13 protein-coding genes and 1 riboswitch are annotated in these 13,017 nt (G+C 71.4%); of the genes, 6 read left to right on the forward strand and 7 right to left on the reverse strand.

Going from position 1 to position 13,017, the window contains the following annotated elements; translation table 11 throughout:
- Positions 1 to 109: 109 nt before the first annotated feature.
- The 3 genes from ACVGV2_RS02390 to ACVGV2_RS02400 all read right to left on the reverse strand — a co-directional run bounded on the left by ACVGV2_RS02390 (position 110) and on the right by ACVGV2_RS02400 (position 2,206).
- On the reverse strand, positions 110 to 964 hold the full coding sequence (locus ACVGV2_RS02390) for an aldo/keto reductase (protein ID WP_459164409.1): 855 nt from the start codon (positions 962 to 964) through the stop codon (positions 110 to 112).
- A gap of 94 nt (positions 965 to 1,058) precedes the next feature.
- Positions 1,059 to 1,862, reverse strand: coding sequence for an ESX secretion-associated protein EspG (locus ACVGV2_RS02395; protein ID WP_459164410.1), 804 nt, complete (start codon positions 1,860 to 1,862; stop codon positions 1,059 to 1,061).
- 38 nt (positions 1,863 to 1,900) lie between these two features.
- The gene (locus ACVGV2_RS02400; protein WP_459164411.1) at positions 1,901 to 2,206 is read right to left on the reverse strand and encodes a DUF2530 domain-containing protein; all 306 of its coding nucleotides are present in this window, start codon (positions 2,204 to 2,206) and stop codon (positions 1,901 to 1,903) included.
- A gap of 180 nt (positions 2,207 to 2,386) precedes the next feature.
- On the opposite strand from ACVGV2_RS02400, the gene ACVGV2_RS02405 reads away from it, so the two are divergent.
- Together ACVGV2_RS02405 and ACVGV2_RS02410 are read left to right on the forward strand one after the other, a co-directional pair.
- The gene (locus tag ACVGV2_RS02405; protein WP_459164412.1) at positions 2,387 to 3,853 is read left to right on the forward strand and encodes an NCS2 family permease; all 1,467 of its coding nucleotides are present in this window, start codon (positions 2,387 to 2,389) and stop codon (positions 3,851 to 3,853) included.
- 118 nt (positions 3,854 to 3,971) lie between these two features.
- Positions 3,972 to 4,406, forward strand: a complete 435-nt coding sequence (locus ACVGV2_RS02410; RefSeq protein WP_459164413.1) for a MarR family winged helix-turn-helix transcriptional regulator — start codon at positions 3,972 to 3,974, stop codon at positions 4,404 to 4,406.
- Positions 4,407 to 4,524: 118 nt separating this feature from the next.
- On the opposite strand, the gene ACVGV2_RS02415 is transcribed toward ACVGV2_RS02410, so the two are convergent.
- Positions 4,525 to 4,707: a type II toxin-antitoxin system PemK/MazF family toxin gene (locus ACVGV2_RS02415; RefSeq protein WP_459164414.1), complete on the reverse strand. Its 183-nt coding sequence runs from the start codon at positions 4,705 to 4,707 to the stop codon at positions 4,525 to 4,527.
- Positions 4,708 to 5,076: 369 nt separating this feature from the next.
- Complete coding sequence (locus ACVGV2_RS02420; protein ID WP_459164415.1) at positions 5,077 to 5,703, reverse strand: superoxide dismutase; 627 nt, start codon at positions 5,701 to 5,703, stop codon at positions 5,077 to 5,079.
- Between the two features lie 172 nt (positions 5,704 to 5,875).
- Positions 5,876 to 6,004, forward strand: a riboswitch (cobalamin riboswitch).
- A 92-nt stretch (positions 6,005 to 6,096) separates the two neighbouring features.
- Here ACVGV2_RS02420 and ACVGV2_RS02425 point away from each other — a divergent pair.
- The 3 genes from ACVGV2_RS02425 to ACVGV2_RS02435 are packed head-to-tail and all read left to right on the forward strand — an operon-like array spanning position 6,097 to position 8,845.
- Positions 6,097 to 7,044, forward strand: coding sequence for an ABC transporter substrate-binding protein (locus ACVGV2_RS02425; protein WP_459164416.1), 948 nt, complete (start codon positions 6,097 to 6,099; stop codon positions 7,042 to 7,044).
- Complete coding sequence (locus ACVGV2_RS02430) at positions 7,041 to 8,069, forward strand: FecCD family ABC transporter permease (protein ID WP_459164417.1); 1,029 nt, start codon at positions 7,041 to 7,043, stop codon at positions 8,067 to 8,069. The genes ACVGV2_RS02425 and ACVGV2_RS02430 overlap by 4 nt, the downstream gene beginning before the upstream one ends.
- A complete protein-coding gene (locus ACVGV2_RS02435; protein WP_459164418.1) occupies positions 8,066 to 8,845 on the forward strand; it encodes an ABC transporter ATP-binding protein in 780 nt (259 codons plus the stop codon). The genes ACVGV2_RS02430 and ACVGV2_RS02435 overlap by 4 nt, the downstream gene beginning before the upstream one ends.
- Before the next feature lie 60 nt (positions 8,846 to 8,905).
- On the opposite strand, the gene ACVGV2_RS02440 is transcribed toward ACVGV2_RS02435, so the two are convergent.
- On the reverse strand, positions 8,906 to 10,408 hold the full coding sequence (locus ACVGV2_RS02440; protein ID WP_459164419.1) for a glutamate--cysteine ligase: 1,503 nt from the start codon (positions 10,406 to 10,408) through the stop codon (positions 8,906 to 8,908).
- A 236-nt stretch (positions 10,409 to 10,644) separates the two neighbouring features.
- Positions 10,645 to 11,940 carry a multidrug effflux MFS transporter gene (locus ACVGV2_RS02445; protein ID WP_459164420.1) on the reverse strand — a complete coding sequence of 432 codons (1,296 nt, stop codon included), beginning with the start codon at positions 11,938 to 11,940 and terminating at the stop codon, positions 10,645 to 10,647.
- Between the two features lie 202 nt (positions 11,941 to 12,142).
- On the opposite strand from ACVGV2_RS02445, the gene ACVGV2_RS02450 reads away from it, so the two are divergent.
- Complete coding sequence (locus ACVGV2_RS02450; protein WP_459164421.1) at positions 12,143 to 12,952, forward strand: TrmH family RNA methyltransferase; 810 nt, start codon at positions 12,143 to 12,145, stop codon at positions 12,950 to 12,952.
- Positions 12,953 to 13,017: the final 65 nt, after the last annotated feature.

Here is a 13,017-nt window from a genome sequence, read left to right on the forward strand (position 1 = left end):
CGACGTCGCCGCGAACGCCACCAGGCGATCCGGGCCGCTGTCGCGGAGGAGGCCGAAGCTACGGCCGCCGAAGCGGCCGAGCGGCGGGGGTGACCGCCGGCGCCGCGGCTCATTCCTCCTCGACGCGCTCCTTCGGGAAGGCGAACGTGTGCGGGTCGATGCCGACGCGGCCGTCCGACCGGTCGAGCCGCTCGATCGCGCGCATCTCGTCCTCGGCGAGGCGGAAGTCGAACACGTCGAAGTTCTCCCGGATGCGGCTGGGCGTGACCGACTTGGGGATGACCACGATCCCCAGCTGCAGGTGCCAGCGCAGCACCACCTGGCTCACGGTCTTGCCGTGCGCCGCGGCGATCTCGCGCAGCACCGGGTCCTCCAGCACCGCGCCCTGGCCGAGCGGGCCCCACGCCTCGGTGGTGATGCCGCGTTCGACGTGTTCGCGGCGCAGCTCGGCCTGCTGGAAGTAGGGGTGCAGCTCGATCTGGTTGATCGCGGGCGTCACCCCAGTCTCGTCGACGACCCGGCCGAGCTGCTGCGGCGTGAAGTTGGAGACGCCGATCGAGCGCAGCCGCCCGTCGCCGCGCAGTTCGGACAGCGCGCGCCACGAGGCGGTGTAGCCGTCGCCGGCCTCCACCGGGAAGTGGATGAGGTACAGGTCGACGTGGTCGAGCCCGAGCCGGTCGAAGCTGCGCGCGAAGGCCTCCTGCACGTCCTGTGCGCCGTGGTCGTCGCTCGGGCTGAGGTACTTGGTCGTGACGTACGCGGAATCACCCGCCGCGCGCACGGCCTCGCCGACCTGGCGCTCGTTGCGGTAGGACGCCGCCGTGTCGACGTGCCGGTACCCCGTCTGCAGGGCGGTTCGCACCGCCTGGTCGGTCTCGGCCGGGTCGATCTGGTACACGCCGAAGCCCAGCTGCGGGATCTGCGTGCCGTCGTTGAGTTCGATGTCGGGGACCGGGTCGGTCAACTGGGGGCTCCTCGTCTGCGAGTCGGCTTGTCTGCGAGTCGGCTTGTCTGCGCACCGGTGTTGCCGGCTCCGCGGGTCGCCGGTCGCGGACCGGTCACCAGACGTCCTCCTGGCGGGTTCCGGCGACGATGTCGCCGAGCACCCGTTTGACCGTGCCCGCGTCGCAGCCCGCGACGAGCCGCTGGCCGCTGCCGTTGTACACGGCGACGCGGCCCTGTTCCAGGTCGAGGATGCGCAGTGTCTGGTCGCCGCGCACCTCGCGCCGTTCCCAGCCGAACACGGTCGCGCCGAGTTCGCCCGCTCCGAGCTTCGGGGAGTCCAGCAGGCGCACGGCCTTGCGGTAGTCGACGAGGTTGACGCCGTGGCGGCGCAGCCCGTGCTCCACGGCCTGCGGGTCGTCCGCGGCCCCCTGCCGGGCGACTTCGTCCTGGGCGGAGCGCACCTTCGCCAGATCCAGCTGGATCGGGCGGATGCGCATCGCCGGGCGCTGCGGCAGCAGCGAGACGAGGGCTGCGACCGCGTCGCCGCGGCGGACGGGGTCGATGGTGACGCGGCCGCGCTGGACGACGGTCCGGGTGCCGCCGGTGCCGGTTTCCGAGACGCAGGCGCGCAGTTCGCTGCCTCGGCTGGCGGTGAACCGCAGGTCGTACTCGGCGCCGCACTCGCGGTAGGTGCCGAGCAGCTCGGCCGCCTCCTCGTCGACGTGGCCACCGGGGCGCAGCAGTCCGCGTTCGCGGCAGCGCTGCTCGGCGGCTTCGAGCTCGGCCGCGATGTCGCCGGTGTCGACGTTCGGCGGTTCCTCCCGGCTGTAGGCGGCGACGGTGGGCACTCGCGAGAGCCCCGCCCTGCCGGTGAGCACGGCGAATTCCAGAACGTCGAGGTCGAGTCGTGCTGCCACCGCTGCTGCCACTCCGCGTGTCGGTTCGTCGGGTATGTTCAGTCGTCGAGGCCGGTGAGCCCCTGCCACGCGCCGCGTGATCCGCGGGTCGCGGCGGAGCGCTGCCAGCGGAAGATGGTGTAACCGACACCGCCGAGCGCGCTCCCGACGAGGCAGGTCCAGAACGGCGTGCCAAGGTTCCCCCCGGACCAGCCGAGCAGTGCGAAGTAGGCCGTCCCGGCCAGCCACGCGGCCGTGCCCAGCAGCACGATCGGTCGCGGGTCGACGAGCCGTTGCGGCAACCGCGGCACCTTCCGGTGGTCGTGCCCGGTGGCCGCGGGGGTGGATGCGCGCTTTTCCGCCACACCGGCAGGTTACCGGGGTGGCGGTGGCGCGTCCGCGACTGTCCGGGGTGTGGCGCACGCCGCGACCGCTCGTTTGCGATGCTTACCGCTCGGTTCCGCGTTGGTCGGCGCTGAGCACCGCCGTCAGCTCGTGCGCTGCGCGGGGCCGCCGAGTGCGCACGCCGATGGGAAAGGTGACCGTTGAGTACGACTGGCACGTCCGGCAAGTCGCGGCTGGACCGCTACTTCCGGATCTCCGAACGCGGTTCCAGCCTCGCGCGGGAACTGCGCGGCGGGCTCGTCTCGTTCGTCGCCGTCGCCTACATCATCGTGCTCAACCCGCTGATCCTCGGCAGCCGTTCGGCCGAGGATCCGGGTGCGAACACCGACGTGCTCGGCAACATCCTGCCGGTGCCGCAGGTCGCGGCGACCACGGCGCTCGTGGCAGGGGTGATGACCCTGCTGTTCGGCGTGATCGCGAACTACCCGTTCGCCTTCGCCGCCGGGCTGGGGATCAACACGCTGCTGGCCACGAGCATCGCCTCGCAGGTGACCTGGCCAGAGGCGATGGGCCTGGTCGTGGTCGACGGGATCGTCATCCTGATCCTGGTGGCGACGGGTTTCCGCACGGCGGTGTTCAACGCGATCCCGACCGAGCTGAAGACGGCGATCGCGGTCGGCATCGGCTTCTTCATCACCTTCGTCGGCCTGGTGGACGCGGGGTTCGTCCGCCGCATCCCGGACGAGGCGAACACGGACGTCCCGGTGCAGCTGGGCATCGACGGGTCGATCGCGTCCTGGCCGACGGCGCTGTTCGTGTTCGGCCTGGTGCTCACCGGTGTGCTCGTGGCGCGCAAGGTGCGCGGCGGGATCCTCATCGGCGTGCTGGTGACCACCGTGCTGTCCATCGGGGTGGAGGCGATCACGCAGGCGGGCACGGCCAGCGATGCCAACCCGCACGGGTGGAGCCTCGGCGCGCCGGCGCTGCCGGAGCAGGTCATCGGGATGCCGGACCTGTCCCTGCTCGGCGAGATCTCGTTCGGCGCGTGGACCCGGCTGCCCGCGCTGGCCGCGGCCATGCTCGTGTTCACCCTGGTGTGCGCGAACTTCTTCGACGCGATGGGCACGATGACCGGCCTGGGCAAGGAGGCCGGGTTGGCCGATGAGAGCGGGAAGCTGCCCGGTATCGGCAAGGCCCTGGCCGTCGAGGGTGTCGGCGCTGTCGCGGGAGGTGCCGGATCGGCGAGTTCGAACTCGGTCTTCGTCGAATCGGCCTCGGGCATCGCCGAGGGCGCCCGCACCGGGCTGGCGAACGTGGTCACCGGGCTGCTGTTCCTGCTCGCCATGTTCTTCACCCCGCTCTACGAGGTGATCCCGGTGGAGGCGGCGGCTCCGGCGCTGGTCGTGGTGGGTGCGATGATGATCGCGCAGGTCCGCCAGATCGACCTGGGTGATTTCAGCATCGCCCTGCCGGCGTTCTTGACGATCGTGGTCATGCCGTTCACCTACTCGATCGCCAACGGCATCGGCGCGGGGTTCATCAGCTACGTGCTGCTGCGCGTCGCTTCCGGTCGACCGCGCGAGGTGCACCCGCTGATGTGGGTGGTCTCGGCGGCGTTCGTGCTGTACTTCGTGGCCGAGCCGGTCAGCAGCGCGCTGGGGGCGTGAGCGGGGCGGTGCGGCGCCGGGACGTGCGGCGTGCTCCTTCCGGGCGAGCTCCGCTGCGGTGCGACAATAACGCGAGCAAAATGTCCGTTTCCGCCGTATGGTTTGGTAGACTAACGACGTGTCCGAGACCGCCCAGCGTGAGCACACCCTCGCGAGCCGCCTGCGTTTGTCGACCGTCCGCCTGAACAGGCGGCTGCGCGCGCAGAGCGCCGATTCCACGATCACCCTGTCCCAGCTGTCGGCCCTGTTCGCCCTCGTGCAGGGCGGAGCGATGACGCCGGGGGAGCTGGCCGCCAAAGAAGGTGTGCAGCCGCCGTCGATGACGCGCGTCATCGCAGCGCTCGAGGACGCCGGGCTCGTCGCGCGTCGAGCGCACCCCAGCGACGGCCGCCAGGCCATCGTCGAAGCCACCGAGGCCGGCTACGCCCGCGCCGACGAGGAAGTCAGCGCGCGCGAGCGCTGGTTGGACTCCCAGCTGGCCGAGCTCACCCCGGACGAGCACGAGGTCCTGATGCGGGCCACCGGGATCATCAACCGCATCGCCGGGAGCTGAACGGCACCGCCCGCGCTTCGGCCGGCAGCCAGGGGCGGATGCCTCGCCGGGGCGCGTCTCGGCAACGGCACCATCGCGACGGGCAGCGCTGGGGCGTCCGGGGTGGATGCCGGGGCGTTCAGGACGCGATGCCGGACAAGACCGCCAGGGCGCGGGACAGGCGCAGCATGACCTCATCCTCCAGTCGTCCCAGGCGCTCGCGCAGGTCGGACCGGCGCATCGTGGTGATCTTGTCGGCCATGAGGCTGCTGTTCTGCGCCAGCTCGTTGCCCTCGTCGGTGGGCACGGGGATGCGCAGCAACGGTGCTTCGGTGGGGACTGCTCCTCGGTCGGATCGCGCGCAGCCCATTGTCAAACGCAGCAGGTTAGGCTAACCTAATACATGTCCGCTTCGTGGTGGGAGCGGCAGTCAGTTCGGGAACTGGTCGATCCCCGGTCCCGGCGTTCGCGTCGGGGCCGGGGATCGGTCGTGTGCGGGGCCTGCGGCGGATCGCGGCGAGCGGGCCGGCCGTCCGCGGCGCGAGGGACGAGCGGGGCGAGGGACGAAACGGGGCCGGTCCCATGCAGGGACCGGCCCCGAGTACGACGGTGTGGCTTGTCGGAGCACTCACCGCCGGGATTTCGGACCGCCCGTGATCACTCGGGGGTCATCCGGAGGATCGTTCGGGGATCATTCGGGCAGCCGCAGGCCGTTGTGGCCGGCGCGCGCGTCGGCGAAGCGGCGGCCGACCTCCGGCCAGTTCACGACGTTCCACAGCTGCTTGACGTAGTCCGCCTTCACGTTCTTGTACTGCAGGTAGTAGGCGTGCTCCCAGATGTCGAACACGAGCAGCGGCGTCGTCGTGATCACCAGGTTCGAGTGGTGGTCCTTCAGCTGCTGGGTGATGAGCCGCTGGCCGACCGGGTCCCAGGCGAGCACGCCCCAGCCGTTGCCCTGGATGCTCGTGGAGACGGCCTCCATCTGGGCGCGGAACTGGTCGAAGGAGCCGAAGTGCTCGTCGATGGCGTCGGCGAGATCGCCGGTGGGCTTGTCCCCGCCGTCCGGGCTGAGGATCTTCCACCAGATCTTGTGCAGGGAGTGGCCTGCCAGGTTGAACGCGAGGGTCGTCTCCAGGCCGACGATGGAGGAGTAGTCCCCCTGCTCGCGTGCCTCCTGGATGCGCTCGATCGTGTCGTTGGCGCCCTTGACGTAGGTCGCGTGGTGCTTGCTGTGGTGCAGCTCGTTGATCTCGCCCGAGATCGCCGGCTCCAGTGCGGCGTAGTCGTAGTCCAGATCCGGCAGGACGTACTGCGGCATGGAGTCCTCCAATCCACTGTCGCCATCATGACTCTGTTGCAAAGAGATGGCAACTATATCCTCGCAAACGAGGTGTTGCTCTCATCCGGTGATCTCGAAGTCGGCGGGAAAATGCGTTCTGCGCTGGGGAAACGACGACCGGTGGGCGTTTTGCGGCACGTTGACCGGGGTCTTCGTCTCCGACAGGATCGGTGCGGTCCGCTCGGCGGGGGAAGTCCGGTGAGATCCCGGCGCTGACCCGCAACGGTGTGCCGTGCACGGCGCGGCGAGCCCGAACACCCGCCGGCGCGGACGGCTCCCACGACCGTCGCGGTCCGCGGTCGGAGCCCGGGCGAGGCGCATCGCGCCGCAGGCCGGGTTCGCCCGGGCCGCACCGCCGCCCTGGAAGGTACGATGCGCGCCCTGCTCGCCCTGCTGGCCGTCGGACTGCTGGCCACCGGCTGCAGCACCCCGACGGAGGACGTCGCCTCCCGCGAGGGCGAGCGCATCGACAACTGCGGGCGCACGGAGATCTTCGACGAGCCCCCGCAGCGCGTGCTCAGCCTCAACCAGCACGCCACGGAGATCCTGGTCGCCCTCGGGCTCGGCGACCGCATCGTGGGCACGGCCTTCCCGGACGACCGCGAGCCGCCGCCCCGCATCGCGGACGAATACGCCGAAATCCCCGTCGTCGCCCAGAAGTACCCCTCGGCCGAGCAAATCCTGCGGCTCGAACCGGATCTGGTGGTCGGTGGCTACGCCAGCGCCTTCGACGACACCGAGGGGCGCGGGCGCGACGCGCTGGAGGAACTCGGCATCCCCACGCTGCTGCTCAGCGAGTCCTGCGTGCAGCACCCGGCCGGGATGGACACGCTGCTCGACGACATCCGCATGTTCGGCCGGGTGCTCGACCTGCAGGACAGCGCCGCGCGGCTGGCCACCGACATCCGCGAACGGGTGCGGGCGGTGCAGCGCCGCGTCGCCGACGAGGACCCGGTCGACGTGTTCGTCTACGACTCGGGCGAGCAGGCACCCATGACGCTGGGCGGGCGAGGTGTCGGCAACGACGCGATCAACCGGGCCGGCGGGCGCAACGTCTTCGCCGACGTCCCACAGGCCTTCGGCGACGTCAGCTGGGAGCAGGTGGCCGCGCGCGAACCGGACGCGATCGTGCTGGTCGACTACCTCGGCCAGCCGGTCGAGGGCAAACGCTCCTACCTCGCCGGACACCCGCTGGCCGGGCACACCCCCGCGGTGCGCGCGGACCGGTTCAGCACCATCCCGCTGGTGGAACTCACCGAGGGCATCCGCTTCCCGGAGGCGGTGGAGCGGCTCGCAGCCGACCTGCACGGGGCGACATGATCCGCCGCGGCCGCACCACGATCGTCCACGCAGGACTCGTGCTCGCACTGCTCGCCGGTGCGGCACTGGCGGTTTCGCTCGGCTCGGTGCACCTGCCGCTGACGCAGGTGTGGCAGGTCCTCGCCGGGCCGTTCGTGCCCGGAATCGACTCGGACGCCTCGGCGGTGCGCGAGGCGATCGTGTGGAACTCCCGCCTGCCCCGGGTGGCCACCGGCGCCGTCGTCGGTGCCTCCCTCGCGCTCGCCGGCGGCATCGCGCAACTGGTCACCTCCAACCCCATGGCCGACCCGTACCTGCTGGGCATCTCCCAGGGCGGCGGGCTCGGCATCGCCCTGGTGACCGTGCTCGGCATCGGTGCGGGAACACTCGGCATGGCCACCCAGCCGGTGGCCGCGTTCCTCGGCGGGCTGGCCGCGCTGAGCGTGGTGCTCGTGGTGGCGGGCCGCTCCGGATCGGTGACCGCGCTCGTGCTCGGCGGGCTGGCCGCCGGTCAGGTGGCGGGCGCGCTGACTTCGCTGGTGCTGTACCTGTCGGCCACGGGCGATCAGGCCAAGCAGGTGATGTTCTGGTCCACCGGCGGGCTCGGCGCGGCCCGTTGGGAACTGCTCGGGCCCCCGGCCGCCGTGCTCGGCGTGGCGCTGTTCGCGTCGTTGCTGGCCGGGCGGTGGATGAACCTGCTGCACGCCGGGGACGACGGTGCGGCCGCGCTGGGGCTGAACGCGCGGCGGTTCCGGGTGCTGGCGCTGCTCGGGGTCTCCCTGCTCGGCGGGGCTTCGGTCGCGGTGGCCGGCGGGATCGCGTTCGTCGGGCTGCTCGTCCCGCACGCGGCGACGTTCCTGGTGGGCTCGGAAGCCCGCGCGATGCTGTCGGTTTCGGCGCTGCTGGGGGCGGTTTTCCTGGTGCTGGCCGATCTCGCCGCCCGGGTGCTGTTCGCGCCGGCGGAACTGCCCGTGGGCGTGCTGACCGCCTTGGTCGGCGGTCCGCTGTTCCTGCTGATGTTGCGCAGACACCGGAGGAGCCGATGAGCGTGCGCATGCGCGGCACCCGGGTGGACCTCGGTGGCCGCAGCGTCGTGTCCGATGTGGACCTCGATGTCGCGCCGGGGGAGGTGCTCGGGCTCGTCGGACCGAACGGCAGCGGCAAGACGAGCCTGCTGCGGACGCTGTACCGCGCGGTGCGACCCGCCTCCGGAACGGTCGAGGTCGACGGCCGGGACGTGAGCGCGGTGCCGCGGCGGGAACACGCGCGCGTGCTCGGCGCCACCACGCAGGAACCGCAGGAGCGGGCGGCGTTCTCGGTGCACGAGGTCGTCGCGCAGGGCAGGGTCCCGCACCTGGGGCTGCTGGAGCGGATGGGCGCGGCGGACCGCGGTCTCGTCGAGCAGGCGCTGCGCACCACCGAACTGTCCGCGCAGGCGCATCGGGACGTGCGCACGCTCTCCGGCGGTGAGCGGCAGCGCGTGGCCATCGCGCGGGCCCTGGCGCAGCGGCCCCGCGTGCTCGTGCTCGACGAGCCCACCAACCACCTCGACCTGCGGCACCAGTACGCGGTGCTCGAACTGCTGCGACGGCTGGCCGCCGCGGACATGGCGGTGCTGCTGACGTTGCACGACCTGCGGCAGGCGGTGGAGTTCTGCGACCGGCTCGTGGTGCTGTCCGAGGGGCGCGTCGCGGCCACCGGCAAGCCCGCGGACGTGCTGGACGAGTCGCTGCTCGCCGAGGTGTTCGGCGTGCGGGGGCGGGTGGAGCAGTTCAACGGCGCGCCGAGTCTGTGCGTGGACGGCGCCCTGCACCACCCGTGAGCCGCCCCGCGGTGCGGACATTTCTCGAGAAAAGTCGCGGACATTTCTCGAGAAATGTCCTCACCGCCGCGGCAGCGGCCAGGTGTGCACCGGGTCGCCGCCCTCGGCGAACTCGACGTAGCGGCGCAGCATGTCCGCCAGGGCCCGTTGCCTGCTGCGGCCGCGGGATTCCAGCGCGGCCACCGCGTCGCGCTGCCACGAGGCCCCGTTCTGCCGCCGCACGCAGCGCTGCTCGACCACGTCGAGGTAGCGCTGCCGGCACTCGTCCGACACGCCGCAGTCGCGCAGGCCCTCGTGCGCCAGCGGCAGCAGCTCCCGCAGCACCAGCTCGTCGGGCGAGACCCAGCCGAGCCGCGGCCAGTACAGCGAGGCGTCCATCCCGTGGCGCGCGCCGTTGAAGAAGTTCTCCTCGGCCGCGGCGAACGACATCTGCGTCCACAGTGGTCGCTCCTGCTGGCTGAGGGCGCGCTGCACGCCGTAGAAGAACGCCGCGTTCGCGATGATGTCGATGACGGACGGGCCGGCGGGCAGCACGCGGTTCTCCACGCGCAGGTGCGCGGACCCGTCCACCAGGTCGTACACGGGCCGGTTCCACCGCCACACCGTCCCGTTGTGCAGCCGCAGCTCGGCCAGCGCCGGCACGCGTCCGGCATCGAGCGCGGCCAGCGGGTCCTCCCGGTCCGGTTCCGGCACGAGCGCCGGGAAGTAGTGCACGTTCTCCTCGAACAGGTCGAAGATCGACGTGATCCAGCGTTCGCCGAACCACACCCGCGGACGCACGCCCTGGTTCTTCAACTCCTCGGGGCGGGTGTCGGTCGCCTGCTGGAACAGCGGCACCCGCGTCTCCTGCCACAGCGCCTTGCCGAGCAGGAACGGGGAGTTCGCGCCGATCGCGACCTGCACCCCGGCCAGGCACTGCGCCGCGTTCCAGTGCGCGGCGAAGTCCTCCGGCGCGACCTGCAGGTGCAGCTGCACCGAGGTGCACGCCGACTCCGGCAGGATCGAGCTGGCGTAGGAGCGCAAGTGCTCGCCGTCCCGGCCGCCGAGCGGGGTGCCTTCCACGTCCAGCACCAGCTCCTCGCCCTTGGCCTGCATGATCTGTTGGTTGAGCAGGGAGTACCGGGAGCCGCGGGACAACCAGTGCGGATCGAAGTGCGACCGCCCCAACGTCGGCAGCGTGCCGATCATGACGATCGTGGCGCCCGCGTCCCGCGCGCCGCTGCCGGCCTCGGCCAGCGACGTCCGCAGCGTCTCCTCCAGCTCGCGCGCGCTGTCCCCGTCCAGCACCCGGGGAGGAACGTTGAACTCGATGGTCTGCTGGCCGAGTTCCGTGGTGAACGAAGGATCGTCGATCTTCTCCAGCACCGTGTCGTTCGTCATCGACGGGGCCATCTCGTCGTCGACGAGACTCAGCTCCACCTCGACGCCCACCTGCTGGTGCGGGAACGAGAAAGTGCCGTCGGCGAGCATCCGCGCCAGGGCGTCGAGGCTCCGGCGCATCTTGTCCCGGTAGCGTTGCCGATCGACGGAGGCGAACGTCTGCTGCCGCACGTCGCGTCCCATGCCGTCTCCCCGTGGGTCGTGTTGGCAGGCAGCGCGCAGCGCTGGAAGTTCACGGTGGCATACGGCCAGCCGGGGTGGCAGCGGCCAAAACGGTGGTATGGCGGGGATCGGCCGACCTGCTGCAGCTCGTGCAGCGCCCACCGCGGCGCCCGCTGCGGGGACGGTTCGAGAATAGCGGCACTGCCCGCACCTGACGAACCGCAGCTCCGCGCGGGCGGACCTCACGGCACGCGCGGTCAGCTCCCGCTGGAGACCTGCGCGTGCTGGTCCTCGCGTTCCGCTGACTCGCGCGAGCGGCTGGACACCGTCGTCTGCGACTGCGCGTTGCGCCCGAACACCACGAACATCACCGTCGCGCCCAGCACCACGGCGAACATCACCGTCACCATCGGCACCGCGGTGTCCGTGCCGCCCAGGCCGACCAGCGGGGCCGCCAGCGCACCCACCAGGAACTGGCACACGCCCAGCAGCGCCGAGGCCGTGCCCGAGACCTCGCGGTGCTCGCCCAGCGCCAGCATCGTCGTGTTCGGCATCACGAAGCCCAGACTGGCGATCATCACGAACAGCGCGGCCAGCAGCACGTTCAGCCCAGCGCCCAGCAGCGTGGCGCACACCAGCGCCGCCCCGGCGATCGAGGAGGCCACCAGCGCCGCCAGCAGCAGCTGCTTCTCGTTGGCGATGCGGCCCACCAGGCGCGCGTTGACCTGCCCGGCCAGCACGAGTCCGACCGCGTTCATCCCGAACACGAGGCTGTAGGTCTGCGGTGACATGCCGTAGATGTCCTGCAGCACGTAGGAGGAGCCGGAGACGTAGGCGAACATCGCGGCCATGCCCAGCCCGCCGGTCAGCGCGTTGCCGAAGAAGGAACCGCGGCGCAGCAGCGAGCCGATCGTGCGGAACGTGGAGCCGAAGTGGGCGGGCTGCCGCCATTCCGGCGGTTTCGTCTCGGGCAGCAGGGTCGCTGCGACCGCGAACAGCAGCACGCCCAGCGTGGTGAGCACGACGAACACGCCGCGCCACGTGGTGTGCGCCAGCACCTGGCCGCCGATGACCGGTGCGAGGATCGGGGCGAGCCCGGTGACCAGCATCAGCGAGGAGAAGAAGCGGGCGGCCTCCACACCTCCGTAGAGGTCGCGCACGGCCGCGCGGGCGATCACCATGCCCGCCGCGGCGCCCAGTCCCTGCAGGAAGCGCAGGAACGCCAACGCGTACACCGAACCGGACAGGGCGCACAGCACCGACGCGGCGATGTAGATCGTCAGGCCGATCAGCAGCGGTGTGCGCCGCCCCACGGCATCGCTGATCGACCCGGCGAGCAGCTGCCCGAGCGCGAGGCCGATCAGCACCGTCGTCAGCGTCAGCTGCCCCTGCGCGTCGGTCGCCTGCAGCTCGGTGGTGAGGCTCGGCAGCGCCGGCAGGTACATGTCGATCGAGAGCGGGCCGAACGCCGTCAGGCCGCCCAGGATCAGCGCGAACCGCACCTTGCGGGACAGACGTGAGTTGTCGACCGCTTCCCGCTCGTTCGCCACCATGTCGCTCCTCGCCGGATCGGTTGCTTGGTGAAACCAATGGCCGCAACCAACCACAACACCACGCGCCCGGCCGTTATGCCAGGCATTTCCTGATCGGTGTGTGACATACCCCATCGTTGTCCTGTGCTGTCCTGTGCCCAGGGGCCTTCGCTCGCGGACCACTGGTGCGTGGAGGCCGCGCGGGGTGCGGGAAGATGTCCGCGTGGCGCACGTTGTCGACATCACCGACCCCGCCGACCCCCGCGTGGACGACTTCCGCGACCTCTCCCGCGCGGACCGCCGGCCGGACCGTCCCGGCGGGCGCGGCCTCGTCATCGCCGAAGGGGTTGCGGTGGTGCAACGCCTCATCGACTCGCCCTACCCCGTGCGGGCCGTGTTCGGCGTGCAGCGGCGCATCGACGAACTGTCCACAGTGCTCGACGCGGTGGACGCCCCGGTGCACGTCGCCACCGCCGACGTCATGGCCCAGGTCGTCGGCTTCCACCTCAACCGCGGCGTGCTCGCCGTCGCCGACCGCGCGCCCCTCCCGCAACCGCGCGCGCTCGTCGCGTCGGCGCGGCGCCTGGCCGTGTTCGAAGGCGTCGGCGATCACGAGAACCTCGGTGTGCTGTTCCGCAACGCCGCGGCCCTCGGGCTCGACGGGGTGCTGCTCGGCGCCGGCTGCCCCGATCCGCTCTACCGGCGCGGCGTGCGCGTGTCCATGGGGCACGTGCTGCGCGTGCCCTTCGCCCGGTTGCAGAACTGGCCGGGGGACCTCGCCCTGCTCCGCGAGGCTGGGCTCCGCCTCGCCGCCCTCACGCCCGCACCTGACGCGGTGCCGCTGGCGCAGGCCGGGCTGGACACCGGCCCGGCCGCCGTGCTGCTCGGTTCGGAAGGACCCGGGCTGAGCGAGGAGGCGATGGCGACCGCGGACGTGCGCGTGCGCATCCCCATCTCCAGCGCGGTGGACTCGCTCAACGTCGCCACCGCGGGCGCCATCGCGTTCCACGCGATGAACCCGGAACCCGATTGAGGTCCGAGCACCCACCCCGTATCAAGGTGGGGCCGTGTCAGGGTGAGGGCCGTGTCAAGAGCGGG

Source organism: Bounagaea algeriensis (genome assembly GCF_054491375.1).